The organism is Paenibacillus sp. sgz302115 (assembly GCF_056120445.1).
Window position 1 is genome coordinate 158,806 of the sequence record NZ_JBVYOK010000002.1, and the last position, 17,484, is coordinate 176,289.

At 54.8% G+C, this 17,484-nt stretch carries 10 protein-coding genes; 9 read left to right on the forward strand and 1 reads right to left on the reverse strand.

Going from position 1 to position 17,484, the window contains the following annotated elements; all coding sequences use genetic code 11:
* Positions 1 to 4 precede the first annotated feature (4 nt).
* From AC0LWN_RS06195 to AC0LWN_RS06230, 8 genes are all read left to right on the forward strand, one after another.
* On the forward strand, positions 5 to 2,317 hold the full coding sequence (locus AC0LWN_RS06195) for a glycoside hydrolase family 3 N-terminal domain-containing protein (RefSeq protein ID WP_474663719.1): 2,313 nt from the start codon (positions 5 to 7) through the stop codon (positions 2,315 to 2,317).
* Positions 2,314 to 5,439 carry an alpha-mannosidase gene (locus AC0LWN_RS06200; RefSeq protein ID WP_474663720.1) on the forward strand — a complete coding sequence of 1,042 codons (3,126 nt, stop codon included), beginning with the start codon at positions 2,314 to 2,316 and terminating at the stop codon, positions 5,437 to 5,439. Before AC0LWN_RS06195 ends, AC0LWN_RS06200 begins: the two co-directional genes overlap by 4 nt.
* 14 nt (positions 5,440 to 5,453) lie before the next feature.
* Complete coding sequence (locus AC0LWN_RS06205; RefSeq protein WP_474663721.1) at positions 5,454 to 6,773, forward strand: glycoside hydrolase family 125 protein; 1,320 nt, start codon at positions 5,454 to 5,456, stop codon at positions 6,771 to 6,773.
* Positions 6,774 to 6,792: 19 nt separating this feature from the next.
* The gene (locus tag AC0LWN_RS06210; protein WP_474663722.1) at positions 6,793 to 7,836 is read left to right on the forward strand and encodes a glycoside hydrolase family 18 protein; all 1,044 of its coding nucleotides are present in this window, start codon (positions 6,793 to 6,795) and stop codon (positions 7,834 to 7,836) included.
* A gap of 22 nt (positions 7,837 to 7,858) precedes the next feature.
* Positions 7,859 to 8,734 (forward strand): sugar phosphate isomerase/epimerase family protein, encoded by an 876-nt coding sequence (locus AC0LWN_RS06215; protein ID WP_474663723.1) that lies wholly within the window; start codon positions 7,859 to 7,861, stop codon positions 8,732 to 8,734.
* A 20-nt stretch (positions 8,735 to 8,754) separates the two neighbouring features.
* Positions 8,755 to 9,777 (forward strand): carbohydrate-binding family 9-like protein, encoded by a 1,023-nt coding sequence (locus AC0LWN_RS06220; RefSeq protein ID WP_474663724.1) that lies wholly within the window; start codon positions 8,755 to 8,757, stop codon positions 9,775 to 9,777.
* Positions 9,778 to 9,784: 7 nt separating this feature from the next.
* Positions 9,785 to 12,427 (forward strand): transglutaminase-like domain-containing protein, encoded by a 2,643-nt coding sequence (locus tag AC0LWN_RS06225; RefSeq protein WP_474663725.1) that lies wholly within the window; start codon positions 9,785 to 9,787, stop codon positions 12,425 to 12,427.
* A 147-nt stretch (positions 12,428 to 12,574) separates the two neighbouring features.
* Positions 12,575 to 14,173 carry an alkaline phosphatase family protein gene (locus tag AC0LWN_RS06230; protein ID WP_474663726.1) on the forward strand — a complete coding sequence of 533 codons (1,599 nt, stop codon included), beginning with the start codon at positions 12,575 to 12,577 and terminating at the stop codon, positions 14,171 to 14,173.
* Here AC0LWN_RS06230 and AC0LWN_RS06235 read toward each other — a convergent pair whose 3' ends face one another.
* Positions 14,174 to 14,947, reverse strand: coding sequence for an alpha/beta fold hydrolase (locus AC0LWN_RS06235; protein WP_474663727.1), 774 nt, complete (start codon positions 14,945 to 14,947; stop codon positions 14,174 to 14,176).
* Positions 14,948 to 15,124: 177 nt separating this feature from the next.
* Here AC0LWN_RS06235 and AC0LWN_RS06240 point away from each other — a divergent pair, with 177 nt between their 5' ends.
* Positions 15,125 to 17,467, forward strand: coding sequence for a PAS domain S-box protein (locus AC0LWN_RS06240; protein WP_474663728.1), 2,343 nt, complete (start codon positions 15,125 to 15,127; stop codon positions 17,465 to 17,467).
* Positions 17,468 to 17,484: the final 17 nt, after the last annotated feature.

Below are 17,484 nucleotides of genomic sequence, written 5' to 3' on the forward strand. Positions count from 1 at the left end.
GCGCATGAAGTATAAAGACGCTTCGCTTCCGGTTCGGGAGCGGGTTCGCGATTTGCTTGGACGGATGACGGTGGAGGAGAAGATCGGCCAGCTGATCCAGCCGATGGGGTGGAAGACCTATCTTAAGGAAGCAGACGGTACGGTGAAGGTGACGGAAGAGTTCAAGGAAGAGGTGGCCCGGGGCGGTGTGGGATCATTGTACGGGGTGCTTCGGGCCGATCCTTGGACGGAAGTGACGCTGGAGACAGGGCTTACGCCAAGGCAAGGGGCTGCAGCCACGAATGAGATCCAGCGCTATGTCATTGAGAATTCCCGGCTTGGGATTCCTGTGCTGTTCGGGGAGGAGTGCTCCCATGGGCATATGGCGATCGGGGCTACTGTGTTCCCGGTGCCGCTGCTGATCGGGAGCACATGGAATCCTGAATTGTACCGCCGGATGTGTGAGGCGGTTGCACTAGAGACGCGCAGCCAGGGGGGCGCGGCAACCTATTCCCCAGTGCTGGATGTGGTGCGTGATCCGAGATGGGGGCGGACAGAGGAATGTCTGGCCGAAGATCCGTATTTGATCGGTGAATTGGTGGTGGAGGCCATCGCAGGACTTCAGGGCGACCGGCTCGATTCCGGCCGGACCATTGTGGCCACGCTGAAGCATTTCGCCGCCTATGGCAGCTCGGAGGGCGGACGCAACGCGGCTCCGGTGCATATGGGACAGCGTGAGCTGCATGAGGTGGATCTGCTGCCGTTCAAGAAGGCGGTCGAGGCGGGCGCTTGCTCTGTGATGACGGCATACAATGAGATCGACGGTGTGCCCTGTACCACGAATACTTATCTGCTGAACGAACTTTTGCGGGGAAAATGGGGCTTCGACGGCTTCGTCATTACCGATTTCGGCGCGATTCAGATGCTGGTCAGCGGCCATAATACGGCGGAGAACGGGGAGCAGGCGGTTGCCCAGTCGCTTCAGGCGGGTGTGGATATGGAGATGTCCGGAGTCATGTACCGCAAGCATCTGCATGGGGCGCTGGAGCAGGGACTGATCACGAGCGAGGAATTGGATACCGCGGCTGGGCGGGTGCTCGACATGAAGTTCCGGCTGGGCCTGTTCGAGCGGCCTTTCGTTGATCCCGCCCTGGCCGAGAAGGTGATCGGGTGCAACGAGCACGTGGAGCTGGCGAGACGGGTGGCTCAAGAAGGCATTGTTCTGCTCAAAAATGAAGGTGCTACGCTCCCGCTCAGCGCGAGCGGCACCAAAGTGGCTGTCATCGGGCCGAATGCGGGCCATGCTTACAACCAGCTTGGTGACTATACCTCGCCGCAGCCGGGCGGACAGATTGTCACGGTGCTGGAAGGCATCCGCCGTAAGCTGGGCAATTCCCCTGACCGGGTGCTCTACGCCCCCGGCTGCCGAATCAAAGGCGATTCCAGGGAAGGGTTCGCGCCTGCCTTGGCCTGCGCGGAACAAGCGGATGCCGTGGTGATGGTCATCGGCGGCTCCAGCGCCCGGGACTTCGGGGAAGGAACGATTGATCTGCGGACCGGAGCCTCTGTGGTGACGGACAACGCCTGGAACGATATGGAATGCGGGGAAGGCATTGACCGGGCTTCGCTGAACCTGATGGGTGTGCAGCTTGAGCTGGTGCAAGAGGTGTGCAAGCTCGGAAAACCGGTCATTGTAGTCTATATTAACGGCCGGCCCATTGCCGAGCCCTGGATTGACGAGCATGTGCCGGCGATTCTGGAGGCTTGGTATCCGGGGCAGGAGGGCGGAAATGCCGTCGCGGATATTCTGTTCGGGGATGTGAATCCTTCCGGCCGGCTGACCGTATCCATCCCGAAGTATGTCGGGCAGCTGCCCGTGTATTACAACGCCAAGCGCACCCGCGGCAAACGCTATCTGGAAATGGACCTGGAGCCGCAATATCCCTTCGGCTTTGGTTTGAGCTACACCGAATTTAAGTACGCCAATATCCGGGTAGTACCGGAAGTAATCGCGCCGGACGGTGCAGCGGAGGTTCAGATTGAGTTGACGAACAGCGGCGCTGTTGCGGGAGATGAAGTGGTGCAGCTGTATATTACGGATGTGGCGGCTTCGGTGGCCCGCAGTGAGCTTTCCTTGAAAGGCTTCCGCAAAATCCGCCTGGAGCCGGGGGAGACCCGGACTGTCACTTTCCCTGTTCATAAGGAGCATCTGCAATTGATTGATGCTAATCTTCAATCCGTGGTGGAGCCGGGTGAATTCCGCCTGATGGCCGGGGGCAGCTCGAAGGATTGGATCGCATGCAGCTTACATGTACAAACTGGGGAGGAACGGGCATGATTCGAATTCAGCGCTTTATTCAGGATTTGGCCGGGCGGCAGTGGCTCGAAACCGTGGAGCTTCCGCAGTGGCAATTGCAGCGGGCGAGATATATTCGGCCCGGAGTATATGAGTACGACCAGGGGGAAGCCTCCATTCAACATGTGAGTCCTCTGCACAGCACGCATGGTACCACTTATTTTCTGAGCCGGACGCTGGAGATTCCGGCAGCTTGGAGAGAAGACCCGGCCGGCTTCATCTTCGAGGCCGGCGGGGAAGGTCTGCTGAAGGTGAACGGTTCCCCGTACCACGGGCTGGACCGGAATCACTGGTTCGTGCCGCTGCCCCGGAGCCGGGTAGGGAGCACGCCGCTGCTGGAGATCGAGCTGTACGATCCGATCCCGGAGCCGCATGATCCGCTGAACCGCCAGGCGGTCATCCAGCCGCCAATTAGCGGGATTCGCGCCGCTCTGGTCCGCGTCAATCAGCCGCTGCAGAGCCTGATGTACAGTGTTACCGTCTTGGCCGAGGCGCTGAAGGCGATGCCGGAGCAGGATTTGAAGCGCGGCAGTCTTGTCCGGGCGATCCATCAGGTTATGGATGAGCTGTACGGGGAGCCGCAGCGCTGGGACGATGCGGAATGGGTGCGGGGCCAGGAGCAGTTCCTTGCCCGGCGGGTTCAGGAAGAAGCACCGGAGGAATCCCGGAGCGGCTTCATGCATCTGGTTGGCCAGTCGCATATTGATATCGCCTGGCTGTGGCCGGTGCGTGAGACGGTGCGCAAGTCCAGCCGGACGTTCTCAACCGTGTGCACGCTGATGGATGAGTACCCGGAATTCAGGTATTCGCAGAGCCAGCCGCAGCTGTATGCTTTTGTGAAGGAGCATTATCCGGAGCTGTATGAACGGATCAAGGCCCGGATTGCCGAAGGGCGCTGGGAGCTGGTCGGCGGGATGTGGGTAGAGCCGGATCTGAATATTCCGGGTGGAGAGTCGCTGGTGCGGCAGATTCTGTACGGCCAGAGCTTTTTCCAAGAGGAGTTCGGCAAGCGGTCAAGCATCGAATGGCTGCCGGATACGTTCGGCTATTGCGCCTCGCTGCCGCAGCTGCTGAAGCTGGCTGACATTCCCTATTTCATGACCACGAAGCTGAATTGGAATGATACGAACGCATTCCCTTACGACTTGTTTGACTGGGTGGGCATAGACGGGACGTCTGTCATCGCTTATCTCAATCATGGGGTGAATGAGCATACCCGGCCCAAGGATATTGATGAACACTGGCTGTCGTATAAGCAGAAGAACCTGCATCCACAGCAGATGCTGCTGTACGGGCATGGCGACGGGGGCGGCGGCGTGACGCATGAAATGGTCGAATTCGCCGAACGCCCGCATCTGATGCCAGGTCAGCCCGTGAGCCGGTTCAGTACCGCCGCCGCTTTCTTCGGAGAGATTGAAAGGCGCAGCCCTGCCTTGCCCAAATGGCATGGCGACCTCTACCTGGAGCTGCACCGCGGCACTTACACCACACACGCAGCCAATAAGCGGAGCAACCGCAAGGCGGAAGTGCTGTACCGGGAAGCGGAGCTGTGGGCGCAATTCGGCGCTACTGCGGGGAACGGGGGCAGCGGAGGGTCTTGGAAGCAGCGGGACAGTGAACTGGATGAAGGCTGGAAGCTGATTCTGCTTAACCAGTTCCATGATATCATTCCGGGAACGTCGATTCCTGAAGCCTATGTAACCTCCAAGGAAGAGTACGGCACAATCTTTGCGCTGGGGAAATCCACTTTGCAGCGGTCCCAGCAGTCTCTCGCGAACCTTATCTCAACGGACGGTGAAGGCTTGCCTTATGTGGTCTTCAACAGTCTGGGCTGGAAGCGGGGGGAGGTTATAGCTATTGAGGGGGGAGCCGAGCTGGAAGGCCTGGCGGCATATGACGCAGCCGGGGACCGACTGGCCGCGGATCTTCAGCAGGAGGGAGAAGCGTACAGTATGTACGTGTATGTGCCGGGTATCCCGGCTTTCGGGTATAAGACGATCTGGCTGCGTCCCGTACTGGATGTGGCTGTGAATACCTTGGAAGAAGCGGTCTTCCCGGCGAGATGGGAGAGCGATTTCTATACACTTGAATTCTCCGAATACGGAGAGATTATCCGCTGGTACGACAAATCACTGCAGCGGGAATGGCTGAAGCCTGGCGATAAAGCCAATGAGCTCCAATTGTTCCATGACAAGCCGACCTATTGGGACGCCTGGGACATCGATCCCCGGTTTGAATCGCAGCGTGCGGGTAAGGTGCAGCTGATCTCCAGGAAGGTTCTGCTTCAAGGGAAGACCAAGGATGTGCTGCGTTTCCACTGGAAGCTGAACGATTCCGACATCACCCAGGACGTTATTCTGTACCGGCACCAGCGCCGCGTCGACTTCAAGACCAAGGTGCGCTGGGCAGAGAGCCACAAGCTGCTGAAGGTCGCCTTTCCGGCCGATCTGGTGGCAGCCAAAGCGACCTATGAAATTCCCTTCGGGGCTTTGGAGCGGCCGACGCATAACAATACAAGCTGGGAGCAGGCCCAGTTCGAGGTCTGCGGGCACCGCTGGGCGGATGTCTCCGAGGGAAGCAGCGGATTTAGCCTGCTAAACGACTGCAAATACGGATACGACATCAAGGAGCGCACTCTCCGCTTGTCGTTGCTCCGTGCGCCGAAATGGCCGGATCAGCATGCTGATCAAGGCGAGCATGAATTCACGTATTCCGTGCTGCCCCATGCGTCGGATTGGCGGGCGGCCCAGGTAGTCCGCCGCGCGCAGGAGCTGAACCATCCGGCTGTTGTTGTGGCGCAGGAGCCGCATCCGGGTTCGCTGCCGGCGGAGCATTCCTGGGTTGGCTTCAAGAGTGAGCAGGTCATCCTGGACACCATTAAGCTATCTGAGGACGGAACCGGAACGGTGCTGCGCTTCTACGAGTCGGCGGGTGGAAGAGAAACGGTGGAAGTCCAGTGGCCGGAGGAGAACATAAAGGCGGCGGTGGTTAATCTGCTGGAAGATGAAATCACGAAGCTTGAGTGCAGCGGCGGCATGTTCGAGCTTGAGTTCAAGCCTTATGAGATCAAGACGGTGAAGCTTGCCGCACAAAGTCAAGAGTAGAGGAGCTGGTACAGGTGGAACACTTTAAGCTGCCAACAATAACGCTGCCGCCGCTGGCGCTGCCTCAGGCGGTCCGGGATGTGCTGCGGGAGGCGGAGACCAAGCTGGCTCACCGCCCGGGGCTGCTCCGGCAATTCCGCAACTGCTTCCCCAATACGCTGGAGACAACCGCTAAGCTGCTGAATGATGGCACCACCTTTGTCATCACGGGCGATATTCCCGCAATGTGGCTGCGCGATTCGGTGGAGCAGGTCATTCATTTTGTACCGCTGGCCAAGGAGGATGCCGACCTGCAGCGTCTGATCTCCGGTCTGATCAAGCGGCAAATGATGTATATCGGCATCGACCCGTACGCGAACGCTTTTAACGAAACGGCCAATGATTGGCACTGGGAAGCGAATGACGAGACGGAGATGTCCCCGTGGGTCTGGGAGCGCAAATTCGAGCTGGATTCGCTCTGCTTCTCCGTGCGTCTCTCCTATAGGTATTGGAAGGCCACGGAACTAACCGATATTTTTGACGAACAGTTCAAGTCCGTGCTGCGTACCATTGTGCAGGTCTGGAAGACGGAGCAGCGCCATGCCGAGCATTCGCCGTACCGGTTCAAACGCCCCAATTGCCCGGCCATCGACACCTTACGGGGTGACGGCTATGGGATGCCGGTCAACTATACGGGGATGGTCTGGTCAGGCTTCCGGCCAAGCGACGATGCCTGCGAGCTTCATTATAATATTCCCGCGAATATGTTTGCCGCCGTGTCCCTTGTGCAGATGCGGGAGATCGCCCGCCGGGTCTTCCGCGATGAAAGGCTTGTGCAGGAGATGGAGCTTCTGGAGGAGGAGATCCGTCACGGCATTCAGCTCTACGGTACGGTCAACCACCCGAGGTTCGGCAAAATCTATGCTTATGAAACAGACGGGTTCGGCAATTACAGCCTGATGGATGATGCCGGAACGCCCAGCCTGCTCTCGATTCCCTATATTGGGTATACCGATGTCCATGATCCGGTCTACCAGAATACGCGCCGCTTCATCCTAAGCGTGGAGAATCCCTTCTATTATGAAGGAACTGCGGCGCGGGGGATCGGCAGTCCGCATACACCGCCGGGTTACATTTGGCCGATGGCCTTATCCATGCAGGGGCTGACTGCCGCCACGGATGAAGAGATGCTGGAGATGATCGCTATGCTTGAGGCCACGGATGCCGGAACCGGATTTATGCATGAAGGCTTTCATGCCGACGATCCGGAGCAATTCACCCGCCCCTGGTTCGCCTGGTCGAACAGCCTCTTTGCTCAACTGGTCTATACCGCGCTGGGGAAAGGGATCTTATAAGGAAAGGAATGAGGCGAAGATGAATCACCCCTTGATTGTCGGATATGCAGGCGACCGCGCACTGCCAGAGATTACGGCTGAGGCAGCGAGGCAGCTGACGCATCTGAATGTGGTATTTGGGCAGGTGCATGAAGCTGAAATCGTGACCAATCATTTGCGGCATTTGGATAGTCTGGAGAGGCTTAGAGGATATAACCCCGAGCTGAACATTCTGCTGTCCGTAGGCGGCTGGAGCGCCGGAGGGTTCTCCGAGGCGGCCGCGACAGCGGAAGGCCGGTCGCTGATGGCAAGGTCGGCGGTTCGGGCGCTGAAGCGCTATGCTTTTGACGGAATTGATCTGGATTGGGAGTATCCTTGCTACGCTCAGGCCGGAATCGCTGCAATGCCAGCCGACAAAGGCAACTTCACGCTGCTGCTGAAGGAAATGAGGGAAGCGCTGGATCAACAGGCGGCGGCTGACGGACGGCCTTATCTGCTGACGATTGCTGCGGGTGCGGACCAGTATTATATTGACGGCACCGAAATGGACCGGGTGCAGCAGTATCTGGATTACGTGCAGCTGATGACCTACGATATGCGCGGCGGATTCCAGACTGTAACGGGCCATCATACAAATCTGTATACACCCACCGGCGATTTATTCCGCATCAGCACGGATACATCTGTCCGCCTGTTCGAGCGGGCGGGTGTGCCGCGCAGCAAGCTGGTGATCGGCGCCGCATTCTATTCCCGGATGTGGACAGATGTTCCGGACCGGAACCGGGGGCTGCATCAGATGACTTCCGGCTCCGGCGGATACGGGCCTGATTATACGGCGCTCGCGGCGGAATATATTCATAAGAACGGGTATACGCGGTATTGGGATGACGAGGCGAAGGCGCCATATCTTTTTGACGGAAGCTCGTTCATTTCATATGAGGATGAAGAATCCATCCGCTGCAAATGCGGCTATGTCCGGCAAGAAGGGCTGCGGGGCATCATGTTCTGGGAATACAGCTGTGATACTACCCTAACGCTTCTGAATGCCATGAGCAGCGGACTTATGCAAGACAAACAATCCTAACAAATTCAGCGGGAGGTTCGGCATGAAATTGACGAATAAGATTGGTGTAATTGTGGACAGCTTCGGCGTGGGCGTCAGAGAGGGCTTGAAGCTGGCCAAGGATGTTGGTGCCGAGGGCGTGCAGATCTATGCGGTCAGCGGCGAAATGGACCCGGAGAACCTGTCGGCTGCGGCCCGGCGGGAGCTGCGGGACTACATTGATTCCTTGGGGCTGGAGATTTCTGCGCTGGTGGGGGATTTGGGCGGCCACGGCTTTCAGGACAAGGCAGATAATCTGTGGAAAATCGAAAAATCCAAGCGTATCGTCGATCTGGCCCTCGATCTGGGGACGAATATCGTTACGACGCATATCGGCATTGTGCCGCATGACCCTTCCTCCGAGGTTTTTGGTACGCTGCATGCCGCTTGTGAAGAGCTGGGCCAATACGCCAAGAGTGTGGGCGCTTATTTTGCCATCGAGACCGGCCCCGAGACCGCCCGCGATTTAAAAAGCTTCCTCGATACGCTGTCCACCAACGGCGTCTCCGTTAACTTTGATCCGGCGAACATGGTGATGGTGACCGGAGATGACCCGGTGCAGGGCGTGCGTCTCCTGAAGGATTATATCGTCCACACCCATGTTAAGGATGGCCTCCGCTTGCAGGAAGTGGACCCGCGCGATGTGTACGGGGCACCTGGCTATGCGCCGATGGACCATGCGAAGATTGCCGAAATGGTCTCATCCGGGGTTTACTTCCGCGAGGTGCCGCTTGGCGAAGGCGGAGTAGATTTTGACGAATATTTCAAGGCGCTCCAGGACATCGGATACACGGGGTACCTGACGATTGAGCGTGAGGTGGGGGCGCAGCCGGAGCTGGACATTCGCAAGGCGGTTGAGTTTATCAAGAACTACAGATAGAAACGTCTGGAGGAGAAAAGATGAAGCTTAGCGGAGTACCGGAGCCGAATATTGAATTTGCTCCGAAGCATTATATTTGCCGGCGCGCAGCAGGGCCGCTCGTTCTGGATGGGCGCGTGGATAAACCGTTCTGGGCAGCGGCCGATTGGACGGATGATTTTGTCGATATCGAAGGGGAACTGCGGCCGCTGCCCGCGAAGCAGACCCGGGTCAAAATGCTGTGGGATGACAATTATTTCTATTTTGCAGCTGAACTAATGGAAGATCAGATCTGGGCAACGTTGACGGAGCGGGATTCGGTCATTTTTTATGACAATGATTTTGAGATATTTATTGATCCTGATGGGGATACACACCAATATTATGAGTTTGAGATCAATGCCTTGAACACGGTATGGGACCTTCTGCTGGTGAAACCGTACCGTGACGGCGGCCCTCCGGTCAATGGCTGGGATATTAATGGGCTACAGACCTGCGTGCATATTGACGGCGAGCTGAATCGTCCGGGTGCGGCGAACCGCAAATGGAGCGTCGAAGTAGCTATGCCCTGGACCAGCTTGCGTGAGTGTGCGCCTGAAGGCCGTCCACCGGTAAAAGGCGAGTTCTGGCGCGTGAATTTCTCCCGGGTAGAGTGGCAGACAGAGGTCCGGGACGGAGAATACCGCAAGGTGCTGAATCCGGACACGGGCAAGATTTACCCCGAAGAGAATTGGGTGTGGTCACCGATGGGCATTATCAACATGCACTACCCGGAGCTGTGGGGATATGTCGTGTTCGCAGACGGTGACGGCCCTGAATCCTTTCAGCTGCCACCCGATGAACGCATTAAATGGGAGCTGCGCAAGCTGTACTACCGGGAACGTAATTTCTTCGAAAAATACGGTGAATTCACCACAGATGCGAGTATCCTGATGGGAAACGAGCCGTGGAGCATTAAGCCGGCGATTGAGGCGACCCGCAGGCTGCTGCATATTTCCGCACCGTCGGCGGACGGGAAGGCAAGCTTCTGCATCCGGGAAGACGGTAAGCTATGGAAGGAGTGATTGCCAAATGACCAATCTGACTTCTGTGTTCTCATTGGATCAGGAAACGATGCAGCAGATCGAACGGAAATTCTCCGAGAAAAGGCAGATTGCTAAAGCGAGGGAACATGAGCTGTTCGATATCTTTCAAGAGGAATTGACCAAAGAAGAGACATGGGCGCTTAAATACTTATTTGCGTATATGCCTCTGAATGATTTGGCTGATTATGAGGGCTCATTATTTCTGAGTCATGTGCGCCGAACGCTGGACATCCGCAAGCAGGTGCCCTGGGGAGAGCGGGTTCCGGATCACCTGTTTCTCCATTTCGTACTTCCATACCGTGTTAATACCGAGAATATTGAGGATTCCCGTGGTATTCTGCATGACGAGCTGGCACCTCGAACGATGCCATTAAGCATGGCGGAAGCCATACTGGAGACGAACTATTGGTGTCATGAAAAAGCGACCTATATTGGCAGCGACCTGCGGACGATCTCCCCGCTGACGATGATCCGCAATGCGCGGGGCCGCTGCGGTGAGGAATCGACTCTGGCGGTTGCAGCCCTGCGCAGCATCGGTATCCCTGCCCGCCAGGTGTACACCCCGCGCTGGGCGCATTCCGATGACAACCATGCCTGGGTGGAAGCCTGGGCCGACGGGCAGTGGTATTATATCGGCGCATGCGAGCCGGAAGCAGAGCTGAATCAGGGCTGGTTCAGTCCGCCTGCCCGGCGGGCGATGCTTATCAATACACGGATCTTCGCCGATTATTCCGGGCCTGAGGACATCACACTGACCGATGAGTGGTTCACAGAAATCAATCTGCTGGAAGGTTATGCGCAGACGCGGACGCTCACTGTCCAGGTGAAGGATGAACAGGGCCGTCAGGTCAGCGGAGCTCATGTGCATTTCCAGTTGTACAATATGGCTGAATTCTACCCGATTGCTGCCGTGCCAACAGACAGTCTGGGCGAGGCGTCCTTCAAGACAGGCTTCGGTGATCTGCTTATCCGCGCAGTAAAGGATGGCCTGTGGGGAGAAAAAAGAATCACAGTCCAAGCTGGTGAAGTCATCGAGATTGTCCTTGGACAGGTGCACCAGCCGGAAGGGACGACTGACTTTGAGATGATTCCTCCGCCGGAAAGAGAGGGTGACGTCCCGGAACCGGTCTCCCGGGAGAAGCTTCAGCGGCATCAAGATCAGCTCGAAGAAGGAACAAAGATCCGTTCAAGCTACGAGGATACGTTCATGGATGAAATGCAGGCATCGGAGCTGGCCCAAGCTGCCGGGCTTCCGCCGGAACGGGTATGGGAAGTGCTGCGCAAGGCACGCGGAAATAGCTGCGAGATTGCCGCCTTCCTGCGGGAACGCTCTGCCGAATATGGAGAATGGCCGCTGCGGCTGCTGGAGAGCCTGAACGAGAAGGACCTGATAGATACCTTGAATTCTACGCTGGATGATCATTTACTGGGTGCCCTTGCACAGCAAGGTGAGCTTCCGGATGAATTATTTATTCCGTACGTTCTTTGTCCGCGTGTGTGGTATGAAATGATTGTGCCCTATAAGCGTTTTTTCCAGGCTGCGTTCACTGAAGAAGAAACCGAAAGGTTTAGAGCCGATCCTTCTGAACTTGTCCGCAAGATAGATGAGGGGTGGAGCATCTGGGAGGACCTGCCTAATTTGAAGGGCAAGGGAACTCCGGTAGGCACCTTCCGGATAAAGAGAGGGGACAGAGCTTCCCTCGATATCCTCTTCGTGGCCATTTGCCGGAGCCTCGGCATCCCGGCGCGCCTGCATCCGAGCGAGCATACGCCGCAATATATGGCGGCAGGAGGCTGGGCAGAAGCGGTATTCGCGCCGGAATCCGTGCTGCCGGAGAAGAGGGGCACCGGCAAGCTTCGCTTCATTCGCGACAGCGAATCTGCTGCAGGAGTTCCGGCAGCCTCGTATTCGGAGAATTTTACGTTCGCGCGGCTGGAGAACGGAATATATAAGACACTGTTCTACCCGCATGGGAAATCTGATGTCTATGACGAACCCTTTGAAGTGGAGCAGGGCTCCTATCGAATGACATCAGGCATACGTCTGAAAGATGGCAGTGTGCGGGTACGTTTTAATTATTTTACGGTGCGCACCGGGGAACAAACAGACATCCCGCTGACATTCCGGGAGGTGCCGCTGGACATTCCGGTCCTCGGCAAGATGGGCCGGGACAGCAGGTTCTCGCTTCCGGACGGAACCGGCAGGACGCTGGGGGAGTTGGCAGGTACAAGAGGAGCCGTAATCACTTGGATAGAACCGGAACGGGAGCCTTCCAAGCATTTGATCCGCGAAATTTGCGAGCTTGCGGGGCCGCTTACGGAGCTTGGCGCTCCCGTTGTTCTGGTCGTTGGAGATGCCCACTGGACGCCTTCGTTCGATCCTTCCAGTTATTCGGGGCTGCCGGAAGGCACCCTTTTTGTCCAGGATTCTGCCTATGACTCATTACCGGACTTCATATCACGGCCTCCGGCGAGTGAAGCGGGCTTTCCGCATCTTTTTGTGCTGGACGGTCAGGACCATATTCGTTATACGGCTTCAGGGTACAGAATTGGATCCGCTAAAGAGGCGCTGCAGGTGCTTGCCGGGGTGTGGCAACCATTCACGGACAGGAGTGAACCGGGGCGATGAAACAGTGGAGATCGCTGTCTCGCCCATTCGGAGGTCCGAATCGTCATCCTGGTTATTCTCATAATGGCAAAAAAACCCTCGAATAACTCCAAGATTTTCAAGACACAATGTACCTAAAGTGGGTGAATGGTTATGAGGAAAAAAGGGATGCGGATCTTGTCAGCGATCTTTATATTGATCATGCTTGCCGGATGCCAGAGCTCGAAACCTAAAGCACAAGATTTGCTGCGGATAAACTCTGCCAAGGGAGAAAATACGAAGAAAGTCATTTTCCTGCTGGTGGACTCTTTGATGTACCAGGCAATCGACCAAGGAATCAGCCAGCAGGAGCTTCCCGCATTAAAGTTCCTGATTGAACACGGGCAATACTATAAAAACCTGGTCAGCTCTTTTCCCACGATGTCTGTCACGATTGACAGCTCGCTGGTTACCGGTGCGTATCCGGATCTTCACCATGTGCCGGGTCTGACTTGGTATTCTGCGGAGAACAAGAGATTGATCAATTACGGAACCGGACCGATGGAAGTGCTGAAGCACGGAGTTCATCCGGTTTTGACTGATGCTCTAATCCATTTGAACGGGAGCCATTTGAACAGGGATTTGCCTACGATCTATGAGGACTTGGCGCGGAACGGGCTGAAGTCTGGTTCGATAAACGGTCTGATTTACAGAGGGGCGTCCGCTCATAAGCTGTCGCTGCCTGATTGGATTTATGGCCCTGCTTCTTTACCGAAAGAGCTTCATGTAAAAGGCCCGGACTTACTGTCCTTGGGCGCATTGTGTAATCCGTTTCATGGGTTTAAAAGTTTGCCGGATAATCTGACGAATCGGATGGGCATTAATAATAATTTTGCTGTTGAAGCCGTAAAATACTTGATTAAGTCCAAGACATTGCCGGATTTTTTATATGTCTATTTGCCGGATTTAGACCAGAAGATGCATAGGAAAGGCCCGGTGGGACTTCAAGGGGTCAAACAGCTGGATCGTCAGCTTCAATCTGTATTGCAAACCTTCGGTTCTCCGGAAAAAGCATTGCAGGATGCCGTTATCCTCATTGCCGGCGATAGCGGGATGACCCAAATTGTTCCGGCTGATCAAAATCCGGTGATTGATCTGCCCTCTTTGCTCGGCGATGCCAGAGTGTTGCGTCCGGGTGAAGCGGTATCGAAGGAGACGGATATCATTCTCGCCGTCAATGAAACGATGGCCTATGTCTACTCTTTGAAAGCGGAGCGCTCTCTGAGAGACACAGCGAGCTTGTTAACAAAAGATCCGCGCATTGATTTTGTTGCCTGGAAGGAAAAGGATTGGATTCACGCTATTCAGGGAACAACAGCCAAACAGCTCAAATTTAAAGCAGGCGGCAGCCTAACCGATTCCTACAACCAATCATGGACGGTCAAACAGGACGCAGAGGTGCTGGATTTACACGTGAATCCGGCCGCACATTCATTGACTTACGATGAGTATCCCGATGCTCTGAGACGTTTGTCAGGTGCATTCAACTCACACCAAGGTAAGTTTCTGATCGTCACAGCAAAACCGGGATATGAACTGGCGGACAGCAGTTCACCAACGCATAAGGGCGGGGGCGCTCACGGTTCCATTCGTAAAAGGGAATCGCTTGTTCCCTTGATTATCAGCGGATCAGCTCAAAAGCCTGAATATTTGCGCATAGTCGATTTAAAGGCTTATTTGCTTAATCTTATGACAAAAAAGGCTCCGGGTAATCGAAGCCCTCTTTAATTAACGGCCGCAATGATGAATAAACTGCTTGATTAATTCGTTTAAGGGCCCGGCAGCTTTGGTAGGGATCTGGTGTTTGGTATTTTTGATAAAAACCAGTTCACTCTTGGGCAAGCGTTCCTTCAGCAGACTGGCGTAGGGATGGAACATGGTATCCTTCTCTCCGTAAACGAGCAAAACGGGCTGAAGGATATTTCCCAATTGCGCCGTACAGTTATAGTGCAGACTGTATTGATAATATTGTCCGGCGTTTTTGGCGTTTGTTTTTTTGGCGTCCTTAAACAAGGACCGGAACAAAGCCAGCTTGGGCTTCGCTTGCCCCCAGGCCGTGGAGAGCGCAATTGCACTGACCGCGCCGATTCGGGACAAGAAGCGGCCGCGCAATATTTTGTTTCTCAGCTTCTTATCGTTAACCTCCGACATCCCGCCAATGACAATGCCGCCGAGTGTCCGTTCAGGAAAGGTCAACATAAAATCGAGCACGACACCGCCGCCGGTTGAATACCCGCATAAAAATGCTTTTTCAAGCTTCAAATGATCCATTAGCTGCCTGATATCCTCGGTGATTAGCGGATAAGTAATTTCTTTCTTGGAAGGTTCACTTTGTCCGTGGCCGCGGATATCAAAAGTGATTATTCGAAAATCGGCCGACATTTGTCTCTGATATTGAAAATTCAAGCTTGTCAATACCGGAGGATGGATGAATATGATCGCTGTTCCTTTTCCGCAATCCTGATAATGCATTTGATGTCCATTTATGCAGTTGTCGGGCATTAGAATTCACCTTTCTTAATTGCAGGATGTAGGCTTTGATTATGTAATCTTTATGTTGTGTATGATCCGGTCTCCTCATTCATGGAATAATGTGTGCTTAGACATAAGCATCTTTATCAAAAAAAATGTATACTAGTGTTAGTCTTAGTCCCCACTTTTACAGAGGAGGCTCTATCATTGACCGATACTATATATAAGCAGTTGTATTTGCGATCATCTATAGGTTACGCGGTAGTCTCCACGAAAGACGACTCGATACTAATGGCAAATCCTGCACTTTGCAAGATGCTTGGCTATACTGAAGCGGAGCTGACGGAGCTCCGTTACCCGGATATTGCTTACCCGGAAAATGAGCATGCGGCGGATCATGAGCTTACTGCGGAATATTTGCTGCGGAGTCCCGGCATGGCTGTAGATAAAGAAATGCGGTTTGTGCGCAAAGATGGCGGGATCATCTGGATAGCCTTGCATATCTTTTTGACTTGCGATGAATCAACAGGCGCTCCTGCCCATATAATTGCCGAAATGACGGATATCACCGGACACAAGCAATATGAATTGAAGCTGCTGGAGAGCGAGAACCGTTACAAATCCTTGTTTGAGTATAATCCTTCGGCGATTTGCGCCATGGATCTGCAGGGGCAGGTTCAGTCGCTGAACGCCAGCCTGCAGCAGTTGACCGGCTATTCGCAGGAGAGCCTTCTGCTGTCCGGCTACAACGAGATTATTGATTCGGAAGAGCTGGAATTTGTAGAACGGCGTTTCGGGCTGGCTGCCCGCGGACAGGCCCAGACCTTCGAGAGCAGGCTGATTCACCGGGAAGGTTATCCGGTCGAGGTCAGTATGATCTATGTGCCTATCATGGTGAACAGCAAGGTTGCGGGTGTATTCGGAATCACTAGCGATATTACTGAGCGCAAGCGCCATCTGGAGCAGATTGAAAAGCTGAGCTACGAGCATGCACTTATATTGAATTCCGTCTCAGAAGGTATCTTTGGCATGAATCTTGAGGGTGAGATGATGTTTATTAATCCTGCGGCATCGACGATGCTTGGCTATGAGCCCGGCGAGCTGGCAGGGAGCATCAAGCTGCATACGATTGAACAGACCTGGCTGAATGCCGAACCTTACGGCAGCGGACGGAGAACGTTGTCGGAGTCGCTGTCAGAGCATCTTTCCTATGAAGAGGAAGAAGGAATATTCTGGAGGCAGGATGGCTCCAGCTTCCTGGTCAAATACCGGATGTCGCCGCTGTTCGACAATGGGGAACGAAAGGGAGCCGTGGTTGTATTCCGGGATATTACCGAGGAAAAGGCCGTTGTGCGCGCCAAAGAGTCTGCAGAGCAGGCAGACCGGGCCAAGTCAGAGTTCCTGGCCATTATGAGCCATGAGCTGCGCACACCGCTGAACGGCATCATCGGCATGGCCGATTTGCTCGACGGTACAGAGCTGGATGAAGAACAGCAGTATTACACACAGATCATTAACAAAAGCAGTGAGGCGCTGATGCATATTTTGAATGAGGTCCTGGATTTCAGCAAGGTTGAGGCCGGCATGATGACGCTTGAGCTGCAGCCGGTTGATCTCCGCGAAGTGCTGCAGCATGTGACGGAGCTGTTTTATCCCAAGGTCAAGGAGAAGGGTCTGGTGCTGCACACCGATATGGCCCCTGATCTGCCGCCGCTTGTAGTGACGGATGAGACCAGACTGCGGCAAATTCTGGTGAACCTTCTCGGCAATGCGGTGAAATTCACCGATGAAGGAGAGATTGGCCTCTCGGTGATGCTGCAGTCTATTGCCGATAACGGCGACCTTGTCATCAAATTTACAGTTAGAGATACAGGAATTGGCATCGCTCAGGGCAGCCAGGGAATGCTCTTTCAATCCTTTTCCCAGTTGCATCCTTCGATCAACCGCAAATATGGCGGAACCGGTCTGGGTCTGGCGATCAGCAAGAAGCTGTCCGAGCTGCTTGGTGGAGGAATCGGCGTGGAGAGCTCTGAGGGAGACGGAGCGGAATTTTATTTCACAATTCAGGTCTTCCTGCCCCATGCGGAGCCTGGAAAAATGCAGGACTCCTTACCCGTTGGAGATATGCAGATTATCAAGAATACGATAGGGGCGGAATCCCCGGAAGGTGAATACGGACCGCTGTCGATATTGATCGCTGAGGATCATCCGGTGAATTTACAATTGCTGCAGGCCTATCTCAAGCAGCACGGCTATTATGCCGATGTGGCTTTGAACGGGGAGATGGCGGTCGAGGCTGTACGCTCACGGCATTATGATATCATCTTTATGGATATTCAAATGCCGCTGATGGATGGTATTGAGGCTACCGAAAAAATCCGCGAGGAGATGGAGCTGTCTCCGGTTATCGTTGCCGTAACGGCTTTTGCCCGCAAAGAGGACATGGAGCTGTGCCGCAGAGCAGGGATGCAGGATTTCATTTCCAAGCCGGTGTCTCCGGGTGAAGTGGAGCGGGTGCTCAGAGAATGGTCGGTCGGCATCAGCAAGTAAAAATCACTCCGCTGGAC

Bases quoted from the DNA above. Each gene is read 5' to 3' on its own strand.
- AC0LWN_RS06195 (WP_474663719.1), top strand. From the start codon at position 5: ATGAAGTATAAAGACGCTTCGCTTCCGGTTCGGGAGCGGGTTCGCGAT.
- AC0LWN_RS06200 (WP_474663720.1), top strand. From the start codon at position 2,314: ATGATTCGAATTCAGCGCTTTATTCAGGATTTGGCCGGGCGGCAGTGG.
- AC0LWN_RS06210 (WP_474663722.1), top strand. From the start codon at position 6,793: ATGAATCACCCCTTGATTGTCGGATATGCAGGCGACCGCGCACTGCCA.
- AC0LWN_RS06215 (WP_474663723.1), top strand. From the start codon at position 7,859: ATGAAATTGACGAATAAGATTGGTGTAATTGTGGACAGCTTCGGCGTG.
- AC0LWN_RS06220 (WP_474663724.1), top strand. From the start codon at position 8,755: ATGAAGCTTAGCGGAGTACCGGAGCCGAATATTGAATTTGCTCCGAAG.
- AC0LWN_RS06225 (WP_474663725.1), top strand. From the start codon at position 9,785: ATGACCAATCTGACTTCTGTGTTCTCATTGGATCAGGAAACGATGCAG.
- AC0LWN_RS06230 (WP_474663726.1), top strand. From the start codon at position 12,575: ATGCGGATCTTGTCAGCGATCTTTATATTGATCATGCTTGCCGGATGC.
- AC0LWN_RS06235 (WP_474663727.1), bottom strand. From the start codon at position 14,947: ATGCCCGACAACTGCATAAATGGACATCAAATGCATTATCAGGATTGC.